General features: G+C 41.6%; 23 protein-coding genes. 6 read left to right on the top strand and 17 right to left on the bottom strand.

Annotation, left to right across the window (positions count from 1 at the left end; all coding sequences use genetic code 11):
* Positions 1-592: 592 nt before the first annotated feature.
* A complete protein-coding gene (locus L2737_RS18465) occupies positions 593-1,051 on the top strand; it encodes an RNA-binding protein (protein ID WP_102527642.1) in 459 nt (152 codons plus the stop codon).
* 11 nt (positions 1,052-1,062) lie between these two features.
* On the opposite strand, the gene murI is transcribed toward L2737_RS18465, so the two are convergent.
* Entirely contained in the window at positions 1,063-1,854 is a 792-nt protein-coding gene (murI, locus tag L2737_RS18460; protein ID WP_248956703.1) for a glutamate racemase, read from the bottom strand.
* A gap of 141 nt (positions 1,855-1,995) precedes the next feature.
* On the opposite strand from murI, the gene trmA reads away from it, so the two are divergent.
* Positions 1,996-3,102, top strand: coding sequence for a tRNA (uridine(54)-C5)-methyltransferase TrmA (gene trmA, locus L2737_RS18455; protein ID WP_229370261.1), 1,107 nt, complete (start codon positions 1,996-1,998; stop codon positions 3,100-3,102).
* Positions 3,103-3,190: 88 nt separating this feature from the next.
* On the opposite strand, the gene fabR is transcribed toward trmA, so the two are convergent.
* Positions 3,191-3,805, bottom strand: a complete 615-nt coding sequence (gene fabR / locus L2737_RS18450) for an HTH-type transcriptional repressor FabR (RefSeq protein ID WP_102527639.1) — start codon at positions 3,803-3,805, stop codon at positions 3,191-3,193.
* 145 nt (positions 3,806-3,950) lie between these two features.
* Here fabR and L2737_RS18445 point away from each other — a divergent pair, with 145 nt between their 5' ends.
* The 3 genes from L2737_RS18445 to mnmH all read left to right on the top strand — a co-directional run bounded on the left by L2737_RS18445 (position 3,951) and on the right by mnmH (position 7,319).
* Positions 3,951-5,054 carry an acyl-CoA desaturase gene (locus tag L2737_RS18445; protein WP_248956702.1) on the top strand — a complete coding sequence of 368 codons (1,104 nt, stop codon included), beginning with the start codon at positions 3,951-3,953 and terminating at the stop codon, positions 5,052-5,054.
* Between the two features lie 97 nt (positions 5,055-5,151).
* Entirely contained in the window at positions 5,152-6,195 is a 1,044-nt protein-coding gene (selD, locus tag L2737_RS18440; RefSeq protein WP_248956701.1) for a selenide, water dikinase SelD, read from the top strand.
* A complete protein-coding gene (gene mnmH, locus L2737_RS18435) occupies positions 6,195-7,319 on the top strand; it encodes a tRNA 2-selenouridine(34) synthase MnmH (RefSeq protein WP_248956700.1) in 1,125 nt (374 codons plus the stop codon). The genes selD and mnmH overlap by 1 nt, the downstream gene beginning before the upstream one ends.
* Positions 7,320-7,442: 123 nt before the next feature.
* Here mnmH and L2737_RS18430 read toward each other — a convergent pair whose 3' ends face one another.
* The 4 genes from L2737_RS18430 to nudE all read right to left on the bottom strand — a co-directional run bounded on the left by L2737_RS18430 (position 7,443) and on the right by nudE (position 11,620).
* On the bottom strand, positions 7,443-9,332 hold the full coding sequence (locus tag L2737_RS18430) for an MFS transporter (RefSeq protein ID WP_248956699.1): 1,890 nt from the start codon (positions 9,330-9,332) through the stop codon (positions 7,443-7,445).
* Entirely contained in the window at positions 9,323-9,973 is a 651-nt protein-coding gene (locus L2737_RS18425) for a TetR/AcrR family transcriptional regulator (protein ID WP_102527634.1), read from the bottom strand. The genes L2737_RS18430 and L2737_RS18425 overlap by 10 nt, the downstream gene beginning before the upstream one ends.
* A gap of 177 nt (positions 9,974-10,150) precedes the next feature.
* Complete coding sequence (gene cysQ / locus L2737_RS18420) at positions 10,151-10,960, bottom strand: 3'(2'),5'-bisphosphate nucleotidase CysQ (protein ID WP_102527633.1); 810 nt, start codon at positions 10,958-10,960, stop codon at positions 10,151-10,153.
* 111 nt (positions 10,961-11,071) lie between these two features.
* Positions 11,072-11,620 (bottom strand): ADP compounds hydrolase NudE, encoded by a 549-nt coding sequence (gene nudE, locus L2737_RS18415; RefSeq protein ID WP_102527632.1) that lies wholly within the window; start codon positions 11,618-11,620, stop codon positions 11,072-11,074.
* A gap of 79 nt (positions 11,621-11,699) precedes the next feature.
* On the opposite strand from nudE, the gene yrfG reads away from it, so the two are divergent.
* A complete protein-coding gene (gene yrfG, locus L2737_RS18410) occupies positions 11,700-12,362 on the top strand; it encodes a GMP/IMP nucleotidase (RefSeq protein WP_102527631.1) in 663 nt (220 codons plus the stop codon).
* 103 nt (positions 12,363-12,465) lie between these two features.
* On the opposite strand, the gene L2737_RS18405 is transcribed toward yrfG, so the two are convergent.
* The 11 genes from L2737_RS18405 to gspD form a co-directional block, all read right to left on the bottom strand.
* Positions 12,466-13,227, bottom strand: a complete 762-nt coding sequence (locus L2737_RS18405) for a type II secretion system protein N (protein ID WP_248956698.1) — start codon at positions 13,225-13,227, stop codon at positions 12,466-12,468.
* Positions 13,228-13,239: 12 nt separating this feature from the next.
* On the bottom strand, positions 13,240-13,716 hold the full coding sequence (locus tag L2737_RS18400; RefSeq protein WP_229370248.1) for a type II secretion system protein M: 477 nt from the start codon (positions 13,714-13,716) through the stop codon (positions 13,240-13,242).
* Between the two features lies 1 nt (position 13,717).
* Positions 13,718-14,920, bottom strand: a complete 1,203-nt coding sequence (gspL, locus tag L2737_RS18395; protein ID WP_248956696.1) for a type II secretion system protein GspL — start codon at positions 14,918-14,920, stop codon at positions 13,718-13,720.
* 63 nt (positions 14,921-14,983) lie between these two features.
* Positions 14,984-15,985: a type II secretion system minor pseudopilin GspK gene (gspK, locus tag L2737_RS18390; RefSeq protein ID WP_248956706.1), complete on the bottom strand. Its 1,002-nt coding sequence runs from the start codon at positions 15,983-15,985 to the stop codon at positions 14,984-14,986.
* The gene (gspJ, locus tag L2737_RS18385) at positions 15,985-16,758 is read right to left on the bottom strand and encodes a type II secretion system minor pseudopilin GspJ (RefSeq protein WP_248956695.1); all 774 of its coding nucleotides are present in this window, start codon (positions 16,756-16,758) and stop codon (positions 15,985-15,987) included. Before gspJ ends, gspK begins: the two co-directional genes overlap by 1 nt.
* Positions 16,739-17,107 carry a type II secretion system minor pseudopilin GspI gene (gene gspI / locus L2737_RS18380; protein WP_102527626.1) on the bottom strand — a complete coding sequence of 123 codons (369 nt, stop codon included), beginning with the start codon at positions 17,105-17,107 and terminating at the stop codon, positions 16,739-16,741. The genes gspJ and gspI overlap by 20 nt, the downstream gene beginning before the upstream one ends.
* On the bottom strand, positions 17,094-17,669 hold the full coding sequence (gene gspH, locus L2737_RS18375) for a type II secretion system minor pseudopilin GspH (RefSeq protein WP_102527625.1): 576 nt from the start codon (positions 17,667-17,669) through the stop codon (positions 17,094-17,096). The genes gspI and gspH overlap by 14 nt, the downstream gene beginning before the upstream one ends.
* 25 nt (positions 17,670-17,694) lie before the next feature.
* Entirely contained in the window at positions 17,695-18,129 is a 435-nt protein-coding gene (gene gspG, locus L2737_RS18370) for a type II secretion system major pseudopilin GspG (RefSeq protein WP_102527624.1), read from the bottom strand.
* A 64-nt stretch (positions 18,130-18,193) separates the two neighbouring features.
* Complete coding sequence (gene gspF / locus L2737_RS18365) at positions 18,194-19,417, bottom strand: type II secretion system inner membrane protein GspF (RefSeq protein WP_102527623.1); 1,224 nt, start codon at positions 19,415-19,417, stop codon at positions 18,194-18,196.
* Between the two features lie 3 nt (positions 19,418-19,420).
* Positions 19,421-20,968 carry a type II secretion system ATPase GspE gene (gene gspE, locus L2737_RS18360; protein WP_371997041.1) on the bottom strand — a complete coding sequence of 516 codons (1,548 nt, stop codon included), beginning with the start codon at positions 20,966-20,968 and terminating at the stop codon, positions 19,421-19,423.
* A gap of 7 nt (positions 20,969-20,975) precedes the next feature.
* Positions 20,976-23,159 carry a type II secretion system secretin GspD gene (gene gspD, locus L2737_RS18355; RefSeq protein ID WP_248956694.1) on the bottom strand — a complete coding sequence of 728 codons (2,184 nt, stop codon included), beginning with the start codon at positions 23,157-23,159 and terminating at the stop codon, positions 20,976-20,978.
* Positions 23,160-23,167: the final 8 nt, after the last annotated feature.

Genomic DNA, 23,167 nt, shown 5'->3' with positions numbered 1-23,167 from the left:
CTGTTTGTTACATATTGCTATGAACACTCATCGTTACATTGATAATAATTTTGATTGCCACCTAAGTGACAATTTCGATTAACTCAACACCTGTGAGTGTCCACACAGATTACTTGATAAATTGTTAAAGAGCGTGGTATCAATTTTTCAGACACCGCCGTTAGACGCTAGGTCATTGGCTTAGGGATGCGTATTTTACGCAATTCCCGTTTCGCGTCAAGTCATTTTTAAACTAATTTAAAAACTATTTTCAGCGTCACTTTACAGTGAACTGATTTGGCGTGTAACCCATGCTAGTGCGTGGTTTGCCGTGTCAGTGGATGCGCATTATAGGCAGATTCTGAAACACCGCAAGGGCTTTTTTAAAGAAAAACGATCGAACGAAGAACTTTTGCACAGATCGTTTTATTTTTGACTGTTATGAGTATTATTAAGGCGATTTTATTCTACTTTAATATAGTGCTACGGAGTTTTTATTGTGTTTTGAGCTCATTTTTTCATCAGACTATGGTGAAAGTGCCAATAATTCATTACCATAGCTATGCTTTTTAACAGATATTTATCATTTTTCATTTTTATTAGAGACAAACTTATGCAGAAGTCATTTGTTATTACCTTAATTACGGCGCTAATTGGCGCAGTCATCATTTATGCTCTTTCTACCAATGTTCAACTTGTTGTGTCTTTTATTGCAGGTGCAATGTTAGCTAGTCTTATTTTTACTTTCGCACCATCTTCATCTGCTGCAGGTTCAAATGAACCTTATGTTGGCCCAACGATGACACTTTATGTTGGTAACCTTCCATATCGTGTACACGAGGGTGAAGTTAAATCACTTTTCGGTGAATACGGACCAGTTAATTCAGTTCGCTTAGTACGTGATAGAAAGACTGGTCGTCGCAAAGGTTTCGGTTTCGTCGAAATGTCAGAAGCTGGCGCGAAAAAAGCGATGAACAAATTGAATGATTACAGTTTCCAAGAACGTACTTTAAAAGTACGAGAAGCTAAATCTCAAGAGTCTGATCCTGCAGATCAAAATAAAGATAGTTAGTTTGACCTTATTTAGTTGGCTACGGTAATCCGCTGTAATTGTGTAAAACCGTAGTCAGCTAATGTCATTTCCAGTCCTAAATCTATATCCTTCGTAAAACCTGCTTGCAAGTTTCCTTTCTTAGTAATGCATTGTTCTTCGTTCGCTTCGATAAATGACAGTACTCTTGCTGCTACCGCATCACCAGAATCTAATAACATCACTTTTTGTTGGAGCACTTGATCGATTTCTTGCTGCAATAAAGGAAAGTGAGTACAACCCAATACCAGCGTATCTATATCTGTTGCCTTTATAGGTGCCAAGATTTTTTCTATTTGATTTATGTCGACAGTTTTTCTTTGCGCTTTCGCCTCTGCTATTAACACCAAATCAGACGTTCCAACTAAAGTCACTTTGCAATCGCTAGCAAAGGAATCAATTAAATCTTGAGTATATTGTCTTGTCACTGTACCTGGCGTTGCAAGCAAACCAATATGTCGTGTTATTGAAATTAACGCTGCTGGCTTTATGGCTGGTACCACTCCAACAACCGGTATATCCAACTGCTTTCTTAATTCTGGCAGCACTAAGGTGCTTGCACTGTTACAGGCAACCACTACGATTGATGCCCTAATTGCTTTGACCTGTCTTACAATCAGCTCGACACAGCCATGAATCAATTCTTGCTCATTAAGATCGCCATAAGGAAGACGGGCATTATCAAATAAGTAATAAATGTCATGTTGTGGTAGTTGACTATGTATGTGGTCAAACACTGATAAACCACCTATGCCTGAATCAAAAACGAGTATGGGACCGACCAAGATAATCTCCGTTTGAGTGGTTATTAATAAGAATTCGATTATATTTTGACTTAATCTTCGAAGAACACGCCAATCCGCTGGACATCAGCGGTGTGTAGTATAATATTTGCGCCCTTAATTTACAGCCTATGGTGGAACAAAATGAATTTAGCTGCAATGGATCCTAAAAACTATGATGCGCAACTCGAAGAAAAGCGTATCAAGCTTGAACAGACCTTTGCCGAGTTTACTCCGCCTAGTTTAGAAGTTTTCGCTTCGGAACCTGCAAATTACCGTATGCGTGCAGAATTTCGAGTGTGGCATGATGGCGACGACTTATACTATTACATGTTTGATAAAGCATTGAATGAAAAAGTACGTTGTGAGCAATATCTTCCTGCAGGAAAGCTCATTAATGAAGTAATGACAGCATTAATGGAAGAGCTACGACCCAATCATGATTTACGTTTTAAACTTTTCCAAGTCGATTTTTTATCAACCCTAAGTGGTGAGATATTAGTTTCGTTGCTTTATCACCGTCAACTTAACGATGAATGGCGTGCTCAAGCAGAGCAAATGAAACAACGCTTATCCGCAAAGTTTAACGTTAACTTTATTGGCCGCGCACGTAAGCAAAAAATTGATTTAGATAAAGACTTCGTCGTCGAAACGTTAACAGTCGATGGTAACGAGCTTAAATACAAGCAAATTGAAAATAGCTTTACCCAACCAAATGCTAAAGTTTCTGTGAAAATGTTGGAATGGGCAATTTCAGCGACAAAAGACAGTACAGGTGATTTATTAGAGCTTTACTGTGGTAATGGTAATTTCACCATTGCTCTTGCGCCTAATTTTGATCGCGTACTTGCCACCGAATTGGCTAAACCCTCTGTCGATGCCGCTCAGTACAACATCGCCATTAATAACATCGAGAATTTACAAATCATTCGTATGTCAGCAGAAGATTTTAGTGACGCGATGGCGAAGAAACGTACTTACCGACGTTTAGAAGGTATCGATTTAGACAGCTACGATTGCAATACTATTTTTGTAGACCCTCCACGTGCGGGTATTGATGACGATACACTGTCGTTAATGCAAAACTACGATCGCATCTTATACATTTCTTGTAATCCAGAAACCTTGAAGGAAAATTTAGCGACGTTAAGTCGTACCCACGAGATCACTCGTTTCGCTTTATTTGATCAGTTCCCATATACCCATCATATGGAATCGGGTGTTTTACTAGAACGTAAAATAAATGCCTAAATACCTGCTTAATCGGATATAAAAATCAAAAAAGGCGTTGTGATATCACAACGCCGCTTTTTTGTATCTCAACTAATGAAATAGAACCTTACTTAGTTTCGACTTTATGTTGCAAGGCTTCAGCACCTTTAGCAACCATACGCAGTTGAAGTACCAGATGATCTGCTAATACTTTTCTATCTGCACGTTTCATATCTAAAGCCGATGCGCCAGCGTTAAACACTAACGTCACCAAAGCCTCAGCCTGAACTCTGGCTAACATTGGCGTTCGCCCTGCTGTGGCTTCAGTATAATGAGATAGTTCAGAGATAAAATGTTCTATTTCTCTTGCCACTGCTGCACGAAATGCAGCTGAAGTACCAGAACGTTCGTGCAAAAGAATACGAAACACGTTTGGATTTGACTCTAGCACTTCCACAAATGTGTCGACAGAAATACGAATAACACTGCCACCAGCTTCAGCACGTTGTCTTCCTTTGCGCATCATTTGTCTTAAGGTTAATCCACCTTCGTCAACCATTGTCAGACCTAACTCATTCATGTCTTTAAAATGGCGATAAAAAGAGGTTGGTGCAATCCCTGCTTCCCTTGCAACTTCGCGTAAACTCAAACTTGAAAAGCTACGCTCAGCACTGAGTTGATTAAAAGCGGCATCTACCAATGCACGACGGGTTTTTTCTTTCTGTAATGCTCTTACACCCATGTATAGAATCCATTTAGTAAATGTTAATGCACAGATAATACCGTTTTTATCAGAGAAACACAGCCCTTCAAAGCTTGACCACAGAATAAGGGTAAGTTAAATTGGCGTACAACTGTACGCCCAATAAGTTTTTTGGAACATCTTAATGAAAAAACCACCGATTATTTGGTTAAATACATCTCTTTTCGCACTCACCTTACTGGGTGCAATCACGCTAGTTCCTTGGCGTGGTATGACTCATGGCTTTGAAGCGATTGAATGGGTTGCCTTTGTTGTCCTCGCTTTTGCTAGCGGTCTATCTATTACTGCGGGTTATCATAGATTATGGTCGCATAAAGCTTATAAAGCACATCCAGTGATGCGTTTTCTATTCGCTTTAGGCGGTGCTCTAGCACTGCAAAATAGTGCATTACATTGGTCTTCTGATCACCGTATTCACCATAAGCATGTGGACAATAACGATAAAGATCCTTATTCCGCTAAAAAAGGCTTCTGGTATAGCCATATAGGTTGGATGCTAAGAGAATACCAAGCCAGTCGTTACCACGATTACAATAATGTTCGTGACTTGCAAAAAGATGCCATCGTTATGTGGCAGCATAAACATTACTTGTCATTAGTGGTATTGATGAATATTGGCTTACCTGCTTTTTTAGGTTGGCTAAACGGCGACATTATTTCGATGGTACTCATGGCAGGCTTACTTCGCCTTGTTGTCGTACATCACTGCACATTCTTTATTAACTCACTTGCCCACATCTGGGGAAGCCAGCCATATACAAATAAGAATACCGCACGTGATAATGGCGTTATCGCATTATTAACTTATGGTGAGGGTTATCATAATTTCCACCATATTTTCGAAAATGATTACCGTAATGGGATTAAATGGTGGCATTACGACCCAACCAAATGGTTAATCAAATCGATGTATTGGGCTGGGTTAGCCACAGATTTACGTGTGGTACCACAAGAACGTATTGAAAGTGCAAAATTGCAGATGCAGTTACTCAGGGCACAAGACAAAGTGGCTCATTTACCAAACTGTGATGAGATTATTGCTAATTTTCAAGCTGAATACGATCTAATGAAGCAACACTTAATGGCATATTACCAAGCTAAAAAGAGTTTGATTGAGGCCAAAAGTAAACAGCTGAGCTATCAACAGCTCAACTTGCAAGTTGAAGAGTTAAAAGCACGCTTGTTAGCTCAAAAGAAAAATTGGAATAACATTACTGCTGCTTATTAACACTAAGCGATTGTCATTAATGTGAAACGGCTACCTTGCAAGGTAGCCGTTTGTGTTTATGATGGATAATCGATGTTCATAACAGGTTATTCATTTCATGGCAGAAACCGATATTAAACTCACCGAATACAGTCATGGCGCAGGTTGTGGTTGTAAGATTTCCCCTCAAGTACTTAGCACCATTCTAGCCAGTGATATTCCAGCTTTTACCGATCCCGATTTACTTGTAGGCAATCTGAGCCGTGATGATGCCGCCGTATATCAGCTAAACCAAGAAACTGGGATTATCAGTACCACTGATTTTTTCATGCCGATTGTTGATGACCCTTTTACCTTTGGTCGTATTGCAGCCACTAATGCCATCAGTGATATTTATGCGATGGGCGGCACACCTATTATGGCTATTGCTATACTGGGCTGGCCAGTGAATACCTTACCAGCTGAAGTTGCACAGAAAGTCATTGAAGGTGGAAGAAAAGCCTGCGCTGATGCTGGCATTATGCTTGCCGGCGGCCACAGTATTGATGCTCCTGAACCTATTTTTGGATTAGCTGTCACTGGGCAAATTCCACTGTCTAAACTTAAACGTAATGACCAAGCACAGGCTGGAGATAAACTGTATCTAACTAAGCCTATTGGCATCGGTATTCTCACCACTGCACAGAAGCAGAAAAAACTGGCTGAAGCCGATAGTCAGATTGCCATCAATGCCATGTGTCAGCTCAATAAAGTTGGCCAGAGTATCGCTAATATTGACGGTGTTAATGCATTAACCGACGTCACAGGTTTTGGCTTAGCAGGTCATTTAATTGAAGTATGCCAAGGAGCAAACCTCTCAGCGACATTGTCTTTTGAACAGATTCCACTTTTAGACAAAGCAGAACACTACCTTGATCTAGGTTGCGTACCTGGTGGCACTCAGCGAAATTTTGATAGTTACAAACAACACTTAGGCTCATTATCAGATAAACAAAAAGCCATTTTATGCGATCCACAAACCAGCGGCGGCTTACTTATATCGGTATCAACCGCTGCAGAGCAAGCGCTCATTAGCTGTCTTTTAGAGCAAGACATAGCGCCTATTTGCATTGGTGAGCTATCGCTTACTGCTCCAACTTTACCTTTGGTGAACATACTCTAATGGCAGTAAATATGATTGCCGACAGCGAATATCAACGCATCTTCATAGAAGATGTGTCATTACTTGATGTGCGTGCGCCTGTTGAGTTTATTAAAGGTGCATTTGGCCGTTCGACTAATATCGGGCTAATGACTGATGATGAACGTAAACAAGTAGGCACTTGCTATAAACTACATGGCCAAGATGCTGCGATAGCACTTGGACATAGTCTCGTTAATGGCAACACTAAACAGCAGCGCATAGAAGCATGGCAGCAATATATAGCTGCTCACCCTAACGCTTACCTGTATTGTTTTCGGGGTGGGCTTCGCTCGAAACTAAGTCAACAATGGATAAAAGAAGCCGGTATTGATATTCCGTATATTGAAGGCGGATATAAGGCCATGCGCCAATATTTGATTAAGACAATCGAACAGGCATCGACTGAACAACCTTTACTGATATTAAGTGGTATTACCGGCAGTGGTAAAACAGATTTATTGTTGCAACGTCATGAAGCAATAGACTTAGAAGGTCTAGCTAACCATCGTGGTTCAAGCTTTGGTAAAAATATTGACCCGCAACCCACTCAAATTAACTTTGAGAACAATTTGGCGATAAAACTACTCAAGCAACAACACATAGCGAGCACTTTTACCTTGTTAGAAGATGAGAGCTACCTCATTGGGCGCTCAGCTATACCACAGGTATTTTATCAAGCTATGCAGCGTAGCCCTATCATAGTGTTGGAAGAGTCTTTTCAAAATCGCCTTAACCGATTACATAAAGCCTATGTCGCGGACAAATCAGCAGCATACATTAACCGTTTTGGCGCTGAAGCAGGTCAACATGCCTTTAGCGAATACTTACTGAATAGCATAAATAGTATTAAAAAGCGCTTAGGCGGACAACAGCATGCTGAGTTAACGACCTTGATTGAACAAGCCATCAACAGTCAATTTAATCGTAATGACTTATCAGCTCACTTTGATTGGATAACCAGCCTTCTGCGTCATTACTATGACCCAATGTATCAATATCAATTATCGAAGAAACAGCAAAGAGTAATTTTTAGTGGTGACCATCAAGCCATTCATGATTGGTTATCTTCTAAAGGTCATTCGAATATTTCCTTATCACGCTAATATTCTAGCTAACATACAAAGAAAAACGCCCTTATTCATAAGGGCGCTTTATTTTATCCAAGGTCATTACTTTATAAGATCATTACTATCTAACGGCATTGGATTAACCGCAGCTCTTAGGGCCTAGGCCTTAGTTATATCATCCGACTTCAAGCTTGCATTAAACAGTTCACTCACGTTTTGGTGTAAACCATGTCGGCCTAACGTAACGCCGTCAACAGCTTCGCCTATATTCACTTCCACTTTCGACCAGAAACGCTTCGGACGTGTTGTTAACGCGTGACCCCCTTTATGACTGAAGTAAGAGCCCCATAAGCCACTTAACGACATTGGGATTACTGTCACAGGGTCTCTTTCCAGTATTCGCTCAACCCCTGGTCTAAACTCAGCGATGTCTCCATCTACTGATAAACGTCCCTCAGGGAAGATGCACACTAACTCTTCGTTGTTCAAGGCATGATGAATTTGCTCAAATGCATTTTCATAGGTTGCTTTACATTGTTTAGGTGAACAAATTGGGATCACGCCCGCATGACGAAATAAGTACTTAAGTAATGGTATTTCGCTAATGGATTTATCCATTACAAAACGAATCGGTCGTGTAGAGGAGCCCATAATAATTAACGCATCAACATAACTGACATGATTACACACAATAACCCCTGCCCCTTGCGCAGGAATATGTATCCGGCCATTCACCTTAACCCGATACATGAAGTGACTCAGTAAATAGCTAATAAAGCGCTGAGCAAATTCAGGGACCTGTGAATACACGTATAGTGCAACGACAGTATTCATCGCGGCCAGCAGCAAGAATAAATCTGGAATGCTCCATTCTAGTACGCCAAGTAAGATAATCGACAAGATGGCTGCAACAACCATAAACAACGCATTTATAATGTTGTTGGCAGCAATAGCTTGTGCACATTCATCTTTTGCGGCGCGTGATTGAATAAAAGCGTATAGAGGGACAATGAACAAGCCACCGCTAAGGCCAACCATAAACAAATCAGCCATTACCCTATAGTGCTGCGAGTCACTAATGAAACTACTAAAACTATAAACAAAACTTAAATCTGCTGGAGCAGGCGGAATAGCATAAATTAAATCCACACCAAATACGGTTAAACCCAATACACCGAAAGGTAAAACACCTAACTCAACATGACCGTAAGACACACGTTCACAAATCCACGAACCTACCGCGATACCAATAGAGAACAAGGCCAGTAGTAAAGACACGACTGTCGCATCTGCATGTAAGTGCAATTTGGCAAAATTAGGAAACTGGGTCAGGTAAGTCGCTCCCAGAAACCAAAACCAACTGATAGCCAGAATAGCCATCCAAATACCTGGCGTTTTCCTCACTTTTGCAATGCTTTGCCATGTACCAGATAAAGGGGTAAATCTAATTTTATCGATTTTACCTTGTGGCGGTAATGCTGGAATTGCGCGACTGCAAAGGTAGCCAATAACTGATAATGTCACAACAATCGTCGCTGCACCGATTACGCTATGGTCACTGGCAACAATTAAACCTGCTGATAATGTCCCGACTAAAATCGATATAAACGTGCCCATTTCTACCCAGGCATTTCCAGTTACTAACTCACTTTCTTTTAACGTCTGTGGCAACAAAGAATACTTAACAGGGCCAAAATAGGCTGACTGACTGCCCATCATAAAGAGCAGTAATAACATCACTAAATAACTTTGACTCAAAATGGCCACCGCAGCGCAAGACATTATGATCAACTCAAGCAACTTGAGTCTGCGGATCAACATCGCTTTATCCATATTATCTGCCACCATCCCCGCATGAGCGGAAAACAAGAAAAATGGCAAAATGAAAACACCTGCAGCCAAATTAACAAACATATTGACGCTGATAGGTAGTTCACTCACTTGGCTATATGTCACCAGTAATAACAATACATTCTTATAGATATTGTCATTCAGTGCCCCTAAGCACTGTGTGACAAAATATGGAAGAAAGCGTTTAGTTAACAACATGAAAGATCCTTTTCTTGAGTCATACCTAATAAATATCCATGAACATGACTACTGAGCATCGCGGGTAATGCGGTTTGATCAGTAAATAATTTTCCATCTATTCCAAGGCATGTTAATCCATGGATCCCGCCCCATAACACACGACTCATCATTATAATCTCTGCGTGATCTGCTTTTGGAAACAAGGCGGTTAGCTGCTCTGAAACTAAACTGAATAGCGTATCAATGGCTTGCTGATGATTTGATGACAGTGATACGCCTTCTGGCGCAGACAGTTCAAAGACCAGTTTAAAACAAACTCGGTGCTCGTTAGCAAACTGGTAATAGCGATGCGCCATGAGCTCAATTGAAGCTTGAGCTTGCTCGGTGGCGTGTATTGGCGAGTGATTATGATTTATTTCATCTGATGTCGATGAGGTTAAGTGCTCGAACAAATCAATCAATACCTGTTCAGATACCGATAATAATAACTGCTGATAGCTGCCAAAAATATTAATCAACGTACTTGGCGCATAACCAATATCGGTGGCGACTTTACGTAGACTCAAACTTTCAAGCGAGGCAATGTGTAGATACTGCATCACTGATTTAATGGCCATATCATGGATTTCACCATGAGTATGTTCTTTCCTTCTTGCCATCAGGTAACTCCATTTATGCGGTTAGTGTTGCTAACCTAACAACAAACAAAATAAAAAACAATGTTCATAATAAGTTTATTTTTAATCTTCTAATAAATATTATCGAAAAAATGACACAAAAAAGCCCTCAACAGAGGGCTTAGATGGTGAAACGAGGCAACTGACTTTACACGATAATTAGGTGGTTAAAATATCATCCCACGCTAAACTCGGGCTACCTACAACAATAAAGTTAGGGTTTTCTAATGTTTCACGTTCATTGTAGGTCATTGGCTGTAGGTTAATATCCATTAATGCGCCGCCAGCTTCTTCCAAAATAATCTGTGCTGCACCAGTGTCCCATTCACCTGTAGGCCCAAGGCGGACATAACAATCAGCTCGCCCTTCAGCTACTAAGCAGCTTTTTAATGCCGCTCCTCCTAACACCACGAGTTCGCAACTGTTTGGATGACTTAATAACTTAAGCACTGACTGCGGATCTTGACGACGGCTAACTGCCAGTTTTAATCCTGATTCTTCAATACTATTAATTTGTCGACTGGTAATACGCACTTCATTTTTGCTATCACGCTTATAGGCACCTAAGCCTGCAATGGCGTAGTAACAGACTTTCGTCATTGGCACATAAACGACTCCCATTACAGGACGGTTATGTTCCACCAGTGCGATAATAACGGAAAAGTCACCACTACCAGCGATAAACTCACCGGTACCATCTAAAGGATCAACCAGCCAGTAACGCTGCCATTCAGCACGTTCAGAAAAAGCAATATCAGCAGCTTCTTCACTAAGAATAGGAATATCAGGTGTCAACGCTGCTAAACCAGCACAAATGATCTCATTTGCTGCTAAGTCTGCAGAAGTCACTGGGGTATTATCTGATTTTATTTCTCGATCAAAATCACCTTTGACATAAATGTCGCGAATTTTTTGACCTGCCTCGGTGGCAATAGTGATGACTTGTTCAATTACTTCTTCTGGCTTCATAACGACTCCAATCGCCAAATAATACGCTGAATACTGTCAAGTTAGACCAAATTAAGGCATTTTTGTAGTTAACTTAGGCTAATATTTTGTTTTTATTTTACTTTATAACGACTACTTTGCTAAAAACTGCTGTGCAAGAAATAGCGCACTGACACTTCTCGACTCAGAAAAATCTGCATCATCGAGTAAGTTTTTCCACTTCTCTAACGGAAAAGGAATCACTTCTATTGGTTCCGGTTCATCACCTTCAAGGGTACTTTCATATAAATCTTCAGCGATGAAAATCTGCATCTTACTCGCAAAGTAACCTGGGGCTAAACTCAGTTCTTTTAATAAAGTCAGCTTGTTACTGGCAAAACCGATTTCTTCTTGCAGTTCACGGTTCGCAGCTTCAATACCGGTTTCGCCTGGGTCGATTAAGCCTTTAGGAAAGCCGAGTTCATAATTATCAGTGCCTGCTGCATATTCTTTAGCTAACAACAACTTGCCTTCATGCACGGGAACAATCATCACCGCACCACGACTGCCGCCACTCATTCTTTCATATTGACGCTCAACACCATTGGAAAACTTAAGGTGGAGTTGTTCAATTTGAAACAAGCGACTTTTCGCTACAATCTCACGATGTAAGATTTCAGGCTTTTTATGTCGAGTTGTCATTAAGGCCTCATATATGACGAATTTACTTAGACAAGTTACAATCTTACTATCCTAGCTATATTCTACAACTGGAATTTTCATGTTTCCTTGGCATAAGATAGACACGGTTTTACTTGATATGGATGGCACTTTGCTCGATTTGCACTTCGATAACCATTTTTGGTTAACTTTAGTGCCACAGCAACTTAGCCAGCAAAGACAGATTTCTGTGGCGGAAGCACAGAAATTGGTTGAACAGTCATACCATAAAGTGGAAGGCACACTTGACTGGTATTGCATTGATTATTGGCAGCAACAACTTGGGCTTGATATTTTAACCCTGCACTATTCGCTGGTAGAACGTATTCAAATGCGCCAAGACAGCATGCCATTCTTACAAGCACTGCACAAAGCTGGAAAGCAGCGAATTTTAATGACCAATGCTCATCCTAAAAGCCTGGAGTTGAAATTAGCACATACTGACTTAGCCCATGGATTAGATGCGACTTTTTCAAGCCACGAAACGGGTTACCCAAAAGAGCACCCATTATTTTGGCAGCATGCAATTAAGCAGTTTAAGTTGAATCCAAGCCGCTGCTTATTTGTTGACGATAACGAACATATTCTTGAGGCTTCAAAAAAGGCGGGGATTGGTTTTCAATTAGGTATTTCAAACCCCGACAGCAAAAAACCACACAAAGACTTTTTTGACTTCCCAGCAATTCATGATTATCAAATGTTGCATCAGGATTTATTAGGTTAACGCCGAGAATGACGATTGATGAGTGTGTCGCTCTCTAAGCGATAAGATCAAAAAAGGCATGTTATTCAACATGCCTTTTTAATTGCTATTTTACAGCAGTGGGTTACAACCCAGGAATCACACCATTATAATTAATTGGGTAATAACCTTGGCTATCCTGTTTACCCAAAAATGATAACGCTTGGGTTAGATCTTCAGGCTGTTCAGGTGTTGGTTTAATTTTAGCGCTGACCGAAAAACGGTTACTTTCACCCAATGTTGCAATACCTTCGATACCCATCTTGTTCATGCTATCGTCAGTATTTAATTGCACCATACCGTCAACACAGCTTAAACCCAACGCAATATCACCTAGCGGGTATTTACCAAACTGGTTATTCACATCAATTCGATTTAAAAATAACTTACCTGATAACTGTTCACACCATGGTTCACCTTGCTCAAGACGTTCCACAATCAAGCTGACATCACCGGCGACTTTAGTTCTAAACGGTAGGCGAGCATTACCCAATAAAAATTGGTTAGGCGCTTCAAAGCGTAAATTATCAGCCGAAATCCCTGACAGAGACCAACTGATATCACCTTGACCACTGACTGGTGTCGCACGGCTACCAATTTGTAGATCAACATTGACGCTACCAATAAACAAAGCCCATGGGTTTAAATCCCAGTTCACTTGTTCGATTAGGCGTCGGTCAATAGACACAAGTTCAGCACTGCCCCGCCACAAGGTGCCAGATACTCCGCTCACTTTGATATTATTTGGCAGTGGCGCAATGCCTACAACCCAATTAGCTGGAATATACACCACCATGAAAATGAGGTAGATGAATACGCCAATTATAATTTTCTTAATCAAACTCACTACAATACCTGCTTACTTAGACAGCTGAATACGACGTACTTTGACAAAACCTGCAAGATCAGACTCAGATAAATCAACACTTTCAAGGGTTAAGCCTTTCTTCTCGACTAACTCATGTAAGTAATTCAACAAGCTGTCAAACGGAACATCATCCATCCACAATTGAATTTTATCACCTTGTGGCTGCATCCGAGTAATCTCTAACTTATATTGACCCGCTAGCTGATTCACCACAGAACTTAAACTACCACTTGCAGTCGGTCTTGACCCCGATTGCTTCAGACCTGCGATTTTATTTGCAGTTTGTTTTACATAATTTAATGTTTGTAATTCTGATTGGTGGCGCATTTCAGCATTTTCAGCCGCTGAGGATATTGGGCTCCAAATACCCCAATATAAAATACCAATAACAACAAACACACCACAGCAGGCAACTAACTGTTGCTCACGAAGCACTAAGCCTTTCCACCAGTTTTGCAAATTTTCCATCTTATTTGCCTCTCAATGTCAGGGTTGTATTCACTTCATCTTCACCGCTATTAATTGCGCCCATGTCTAAGTCGTAGCGCACTTCAACTAGCTCTTTAAACTTATCCACTTGATCATAGGTCTTAGCAGTGACCTGCATCCGCAGTTCATTGCGGTTGGCATCAAAACGCAATGAGTTTGGCTTTAAATCTGGTACTTGTTCAAATGAACCGCGTAAACCATCTAGCATTTCGAAGAAAGCAGCTCCACCGCCTTGCCCTTGCATGCTGCGAAGTTGTGAGTCCATTTGCGAGCGAATATTAACAATACGATTAACGTTCGGAATAACCCGTTTGAATATAGCTTCACTTTCTTGTCTGACTTCAGCGCTTCTGTTTTCCAATTGATGGATAGTCAGGCCTTTATTCACTAGAGAAAGCACAATTGCAATGAATGCAATAATCGCAACATTTTTCCAAAGCATTAAATGTTTGCTGTATTCGCGTTTAGGTACATACACCCCACTCAGTAAGTTAACTGGTGATTGTAAAATACCTTTCGCTAAGACCATCATAGGTAAATCTAGTGGTTTAGACTCAACTTCAGCATCCATGAAAACTAAATCTTCACTGTAGGCTGCGATACTGATTGGCGCTTCATCTTGTTGCTTTTCTGGCATCAGTTTTGGCAATGCAAAATCAAGCCATGTTTTCGGTAAGCTGACACCACTACCTTCGCCTGTGCGCAGTAATAATTCATCACCCATATCAAGCGCCGCCCAACGGCATTGCTCCAATGGCAATGCGAGACAGTCCGGCACAATACGTTTAACCTTAATGCCAGCGTCCATTAACCATGACATCCAATCATGCATTTGCTCATGGGCAACAGCAATCACATTAAGCTGTTCGCCGTCTCTTGGGCCGACAACAAAATGCATATCTTCAACATCAGAAGCAATTGTTTCTTCCAGCATAAAAGGTAATGCCTTTAATGCTTGGCGTTGGTTCTTTTCTGGTAATTCAATTTGCGTCAATGTCATGCTAGAAGCTGGTACTAAAACATCAACCGGACGATTACCTGCACGCTCAGTTAAACTGGTTAAGCTGGCAGCATCACTTAACTCACCTGAGGCAATGATCTCTTGCTCTTGTTCTGACCATACTAGCCAAGAACAAGGGCTTTCTAATGTTTTTCCTAATCGGATAAAAAGCCGTTCAGACACTGTTATTCTCCACAAGCCGCAATACCAACAAGGTTAATTGCAGCGGGTTGTTACGCTTATTCATTATTGCTGCCCGCCATATTGACGTGTCAGCACTTCAAATTTATTTCCGCTTCGCTGAAGTACGCTATCCATTCTAAAGGTGGCGTTATCCACTTTCGCCCCAGCCTTTAGTAAAAAGAAATTACTATCGACAACAATACTCGATTTCATATTGCTTTCCGTTGCTAAGCTCGCAAGGGTATTATTTTCCCAAAACTCAGCAGCAGTTTCGAAACCATCAGCTGGCCTTTGATTAATTAGGCTTTCAGCATCACTTTGGCTAATTTTATTTTCTAGCATACCCACCAACAATGCCGCCTGCTCAACTTCAATAGTATTGACGTTCAGTAACTGTTGGTTATTACCTGGAATCGCACAGATATAAGGTAATAACGTCATATACACTTGTTGGTTGTATCCCATCACAGCTCTAAGTTCGCTGCGATGATTCATTAATGTATTCGCGGCGCGGTATGGCACATTTCGTGATTCATACTCAGCATCTTCTGCGCCATATGGCATTGAAACGGTATCGTCGTCGATATAATCAACTAATGTATGAGTCAGCCTTTCTGCGCCAAAGTCATCCATACCTAAGGCCACCAATAAGGATTTATACTGAGTCGCCGCTAAACTTAATTTAGGCTGTCCGTTTTCAACTTCTGTAGATGCCACCGACAATGCATTGATATTAAAACATGAACGCATATCCATGATTTCACCACCGATTTCACCGTAATCGGCAGGAAAAATCACATCGGCAAGTGCCCAGTATTGTTGGCGATGCACAGTACCATCGCTGTCTTCCATGTCTTGCTTTAAAATCTTTTTAGCTAACTCTTCAGCCGAAATAGCATACCAATAGGCTTGATCATATTGGGCCAAATTCAAGGTGCGTCGCATTGACAGTTGATTGCGACTCGTAATGTTTGTCGCAATAATCACTACCAATGCCACAATCAATAACACCACTAATAAAGCAACGCCACGTTGGTTACGAATACCAGGTAATTGCTGCTTCATCATGTGCCATTACCTGTGCTACCCGTGCCACCTGAGCCATTATTGCCTGAACCACTGTTACCTGAACCATTACCAGTATTGGTACCATTATTGTTGTTGCCGTTGTTATTACCGTTACCATCGCTGCCGTCGTTACCAGAACCACTACTGTTACCACCTTTAGGTAACAAGAAGCGTCTTTCGATAATGCCTAAGCCTTCAATTTCAAGTGTCATCGTAATGCCCTGAGGTAAAGATGATGCATCAACTTTTCTTTCCCACTCTGTGCCGGTAAAAAATGAGTACTCAATCGAAATCACACCTTCAATGATCAAGCTTTTAAGCGGCTCTGCACCGACTTCAGGCTCAGGATATGGATAATACCAACGCTCTAAACGACCATCTTGAACAATATACGCAACAGACTGCAAGCTGCCACGAGGTAACATGCCATCAGGATTCAGCCAGCCTAAGCGGAAAAACACTAAGGCTTCAGTTTCTGAGTCCAGCATGTTGTCGCCGGTTTGAAATACTGATGTGGTGCGTTCACCATCCAGACCGCGCTGTGTTCTAGCGACTATTTGGCCTAAATCTCGTTCAATAATCCCAAAACCTTGCTGTAAGGCTTTAAGTCGAACTGAAAATTCTTTGGTTGCTTCATCATTTTTCATTACTGTTGATAGCACGGCGTTTGCAGCCAAACCTATCATGGCAAAAATAGCAATTGAGATGAGCATTTCAAGCAAGGTAAAACCTACTTGACTGTGTTGTGGCTTAGCCTTCGTTGTGAACATAACTACTCACTTGGGCAACGGTGCGGTTAAACCTATCTTCATCACTGACTAAAACGCGAATCATTCTAAAATTATCGTCGGTGGTTTTAATCACTTCTTGACGCCAATACCAATCTTTTCCTGCCAGTTCAACTTGACCATTTTTAGTCCCGAGTTCAGGAAATTGTTGCAGCAGTCGAGCTTCAACCATCTGATTACTCGCCACCCATTGCGCCAAGGTACGTTCTTCCAATATGGGGAGGTTCGCCATTTGGTCGCCAATACTTTTAGTAACAGCTACAGCGGCAATAGAAAACACCGCTAATGCCACGATGACTTCAAGTAAGGTCATGCCTTTACTGATCTTCATCGAAACTTCCTATAGCCAAGCGACCCATAGCATCACCAACAACCAAGACTTCCACTTCTTTACCGTTTTCATCATCGGTTAAAAAGCTCAGCTCAAATGTCGACATTTCCCCACTTGGGAAAAGTAATATTTGTGGTTCAGGATTTTTCTTTTTGTCTTCTTTCGATTCATCTATCAGTGGCTCATCGAACCAAGATTCATCTTCTTCATCATCTTGCACAAGTGGCAAACCATCGAGCAATAAACTCATGCTGACGTCTTGTTCCATCTGCTGCGGTGCAAGCTGTCTATCACCTGTTAACGGCTCCCACTGACCTTCTTTGTAGTAGACGAACTGATATTCATCTTCTTCAACGACGATACCTAGAAATTGGCCACTAAGGATCGTTTCTTCAATAACTAATTCGGTCGTGGCAATAAACTTTCTGGCCGTTTTTGTTAACGCCTGCTCAGGTCCTGCAGTACTAGTCGTCATGGTCACTGCTGCTGCGGTTAACCCCATCAGCAGCGCCACAAGTAACACTTCTAACAGTGTAAAACCAGCTTGGCGTTTAACGTTCATTATGCGTTATCAGCTTAAACTTCCATTACTGGAAGTTTTGTAGGTTCCAGTTACCGATGTCATCTTCAGTACCAACTTGTCCGTCAGGACCTGCACTGAAAATATCGATTCGACCATTTTCGCCTGGGCTCAATAAGAAGTAATCATTGCGCCATGGATCCTGAGGTAAACGTTTTAGGTAACCATCTGGACGGTAGTTGCGTGGTTCAGGTGAAGACGTTGGCTTTTGCACTAAAGCATCTAAACCTTGATCAGTCGTTGGATAAACACTGTTATCAAGACGATACATATCTAGGGCATTCTCTAATGCAACAATGTCAGATACTGCTTTTTGTAAATCAGCTTTATCTTTGTTACCCATAAGGTTAGGTACAACCATTGAGGCTAAAATACCTAAGATCACGATAACGACCATGACTTCTAAAAGGGTAAAACCACGTTGTTTACGATTGACTTGCATTGACGACTTCCTCCAGTGCACACCACATTGGCGTGACAAAAATAATATCTAAAAACTTGCTGCGCTAGCCGCTAATCAAGTTATTCAATTCTAAAATAGGTTGTAAAATGGCCATCACAATGAATAACACTACCGAGGCCATACTTACAACCAACATAGGTTCAAATACACCTAAAGCAATGTTCACATTCGCTTCAAACTCACTGTCTTGGTTATCAGCAGCGCGCTCCAGCATTTGCTCTAACTGGCCACTTTTTTCACCCGACGCAATCATATAGAGCATCATAGGTGGAAAAAGTTTAGTATTTGTCAGCGCAGCACCTAAACTTGTACCTTCGCGTACTCTTGCTGTCGCATCATCAACAGCCGCGCGCACTTTCACATTGACTAATACTTCACTCGCAATTCGCATACCTTCAAGTAACGGCACTGAACTTGCCGATAAAATACTTAAAGTTCGTGCAAAACGCGCAGTGTTAATCCCTTTACTGACTTTACCGAGCACTGGCGCTTTTAACAGCCAAGTATCGAACACCATTCTAAAATTAGGTTTTTTCAGCATTTGTTTGAACAACACAAATGCGGCAAACATCAGTCCCAAGACGACTAAACCATATGACTGCACAAAGTCTGATGCAATAATCAAAAATTGCGTAGTGCCCGGTAACTCTTGGCCCATGTGCTCAAACTGGCCAACAACTTTTGGAACTACAGCCGCTAATAAAACAGCAATAACGCCGATAGCAACAACGGTCAGTACAATCGGGTAAATCATCGCCTGAGTAAGCTTAGACTTAAGCTGTTGACGACGTTCGGTGTAATCAGCAAGACGATTCAATACCACTTCTAAATGACCAGACTTTTCGCCTGACGCCACCATTGCACGGTATAGATCATCAAAAACATGGGGATATTCTGCGAGTGAATCAGCTAAGCTATAACCTTCAACAACCCGTGAACGTACAGCCATCACTAAGCTAGCAAGTCTGTCTTTTTCACACTGCTGTCCAACCGCTTTAAGCGATTCTTCAATCGGCAAACCCGCAGCAACTAGGGTCGCAATTTGACGGGTAATCAGGGCAAGTTCTGCCACCGAGATACCACGTTGGAATAATTTCAGACCACCCGTTTTCGCTTTCGCTTCTTTTTCGGCAACAGGTTGTAACTCAAGTGGCATTAAGCGTTGTTCACGCAGCTGACTACGCGCGTGACGCGCTGTATCTGCTTCAATCACACCTTTTTGCTGTTTGCCATTGCTATCAAGGGCTTTATATTCAAACGCTGCCATTGATTATTCCTCGCGAGTTACGCGCAATACTTCTTCTAAGGTTGTGACACCATCAAGTACTTTACTCATGCCATCGTGACGAATACTTGGGATGGTTTGACGAACATATTTCTCAATTGCAAGCTCACCACGACCGCCGTGAATTAACTCACGTACATTGTCATCAACCACGAGTAACTCATGAATACCAGTACGGCCACGATAGCCATTATTACCACACTCTTTACAGCCATTAGCGCGGTAAATAACGCGAGTATCATTGGCGGTCACGCCTAATAATTCACGCTCTCGCTCATCAGGTTCATGGGGGATCTTACATTCGTTACATAGAGTTCGAATCAATCGCTGAGCTAATACGCCCAACAAACTTGATGAAACAAGGAACGGTTCAACACCCATATCTTGCAAACGCGTAATCGCGCCAGATGCGGTGTTGGTATGCAGTGTTGATATCACTAAGTGACCGGTTAATGATGCTTGAACCGCAATTTGCGCGGTTTCTAAATCACGGATTTCACCAATCATCACCACATCAGGATCTTGACGTAATATTGCACGTAAACCACGAGCAAAGCTCATATCGGCTTTCATGTTAACTTGCGTTTGGCCGATACCTTCAAGCTCGTACTCGATAGGATCTTCAACGGTCAAAATGTTGGTATCTTTTGAATTGATCTCAGTTAAGCCTGCATACAAGGTGGTACTTTTACCAGAACCTGTCGGGCCAGTTACCAAGATAATGCCATGGGGTTTACGAATAATTGCATCGAACTGTTCACGAATCGATAATGTCATACCCAGTAATTTTAAATCGAGATTACCGGTATTTTTATCCAGTAGACGTAGCACAACACGCTCGCCATGACTTGATGGCATGGTTGATACACGCACATCGACCGCTCGACCTGCAATACGCAGTGAAATACGGCCATCTTGCGGCACACGTTTTTCAGCAATATCTAAACGCGCCATCACTTTAATACGCGAAACCAGCAGCGAAGACAGTTTACGATTTGGTTTTAACACCTCTTTTAATACACCATCAATACGGAAGCGGACAATCAATTGCTTCTCATATGTCTCGATGTGAATATCTGAGGCTTCTTCTTTAATCGCTTCCGATAACAAGGCATTAATTAACTTAATAATTGGTGCATCATCATCGCCTTCTAATAAATCTTCAGTTTGCGGCAGTTCTTCGGCTAGAGTGAATAAGTCCATCTCGTTGCCAATGTCTTCCATCAACTGCTGTGCTTCTGATGAATTTGCTTGGAAAGTTTGAGTTAACTTAGCTTCAAACTCATCAATCGGTAATTTACTTAGCACGAGTTCTTCACCAGCATAACGACGCACTTCGAGCATCGCATCTAATGGTGTTTCACTGGTGTAATACAATTTTAGTGCATCAGTTTCTTTGGCTAATGCCAAATTAAACCTGTGTGAAAAAGCAAAAGGTAAGCGCTCACGACTGGTTGAAACAAACACCTCATCATTGAGTTCATCTGCTTCTAAACCTAAGTCTGTTGACACTTTCGCCAATTGTTCAGTCATTTCTGCTTCACTCATTGGCGTTATCTTCTGATGCTTCTGCTTCTGTGTCTTCTTCAACCGATTCAGCTGCTTGACTGGCTGCTTCTGTTGCAGCGCGATCTTTTTCCATGCTCTCGCTGATATGCTTCAATGCTGGATCCGAATCACGCATCTTAGTTTCTAAGTTCTTACCTTCTTTATAACGATTTAAGACTTCGTTAACTTCATCAGGTAAGTAAGCCTCTTGATCCCATTCATCAAGTATTGGCACATCAGTATTTGGCATTAAGTTAACACCACGTTCTTGTTGTTCGATTTGCAATGCGCGGAAGTAGTTATATTTACGTCCCGCAATACCTTCCATAGTAATACCATCACGAATAATCGTAGGCTTGATAAATACCATCAGGTTTTTCTTTTTCACGCCACTTGAAGATGACTTGAATAAATGGCCAATAATCGGTAAATCACCTAAGAATGGTACTTTTTGAACCGACTCTTGGGTTTCTTCATTGATCAAACCACCTAAGACAACGATTTGCCCCGAATCGGCCATCACAGTAGTGGTTAAGCGACGAGTCGCAAACGTCACATCGACACCCGTTTTACCGTTAATCCCTGAGACTTCCTGCTCAATGGTTAACTTAACAGCATTACCTTCGTTGACTTGTGGTACCACTTTAAGTTTTACACCGACTTCTTTACGTTCAACCGTTTGGAAAGGGTTAGAGTTACCATTACTTGAGTTTTGGCTACCCGTTAGAATTGGCACTTCATCACCAACAATAAATGAAGCTTCTTGGTTATCTAGTGTTGTGATAGAAGGTGTAGCAAGTACGTTTGATTTAGTATCACTTGATACTGCTTGTACTAATGCGCCAAAATCACCAGCGGTAACGCCCCACGCCATGCCATTCACTTTGCCTAACGCTTGCGCCAGTAAGGTAATGTCACCACGGGTATCAGGGTTTTCGGTACAGGTACCATTTTCAGTACAGACTGTGGTGCCTTCTTCGCCTTGAGCTTGCCAAATACCCGCACCAATTTCACCGATGGTAGGGCCTAAGTTATTAAACTGGGTGCCACCACCTGCGGCAGTTGCCCACTGCACACCAAAACCAACATCATCACCTTCTGAGACTTCAACAATAATGGCTTCGACTAGGACTTGTGCACGACGAATATCTAATTGGTTAACGACACTTTCAATGGTGCGCATTTGATCTGGTTCAGCGCTGATAACTAATGCATTAGTATCAACGTGAGCCATGATATTAATTTCTTTACGGCGCTTATTGCTGCCACTCTGGCCAGTATCCTGGTCGCTTTGTAGTTGCTCAGCAAAACCTGTTAATACTTCAACTAAATCTTCAGCCTTAGCGTAACGTAAGTAACGGACTTTGGTATTACCTGTTGTAGCTTGCTCAGCATCAAGACGGCGGACCAATTCGACTACACGTTGACGGCTTTTTTCATCACCGCTCACAACCACGGCATTGGTTCGTTCATCAGCAACCACTTTAGGTGCTTGGCCTGGCATTTGTGCTTGGTTAGCTGTTGAGCGGTACAAAGTATCAATAATACGAACGATTTCGCCTGCTGATGCAAACTCAAGCGATACTACCTGTACTTCCGTATCACCTTGTTTATCTACACGGCGGACAATTTCGACTAGTTTATTTACGACTGCAGCACGACCTGAAATCATCAATACATTTGATGGGTCATAATTTACAACGTTACCGCCACCCGCATTATCATTTAGCTGACGTAATAACGGCGCAAGTTGTTTAGCTTCGGTATTATAAAGGGCCACAATACGTGTAACCATTTCATCACCTAAACCAGGCTTAGCATCATCGGCCACACGGATAGCTGCGGTTTTCGCATCTTTATCCTTGATGACTTTAATAACACGGTTTTCCATTTCGACAACGGCATAACCATAAACTTGCAATACGTTGAGGAAGAATTGGTAATACTGTTCATCATCCAATAAGTCGTAACTACGGACGTTAATTTTGCCGCGGACAGTTGGATCGACAATAATCGTTTTATTGAGGTTCTTACCTACAATATTAATGAATTCTTGAATATCTGTGCCTTTAAAATTGGCAGCATATTGCTCCGACCAAGCCGCTTGAGAAGCAAGCATTGCTATACCAGCAACCATCCCTGCTAATAACTTGCGTCGAATTCCATAACTCTTCATTATTTTCA

The sequence above is a fragment of the Shewanella electrodiphila genome (assembly GCF_023283985.1).
Taxonomy (GTDB): domain Bacteria; phylum Pseudomonadota; class Gammaproteobacteria; order Enterobacterales; family Shewanellaceae; genus Shewanella; species Shewanella electrodiphila.
The sequence above is the reverse complement of the archived record's forward strand: the minus strand, read 5'-3'. Positions and strand labels throughout refer to the sequence as shown.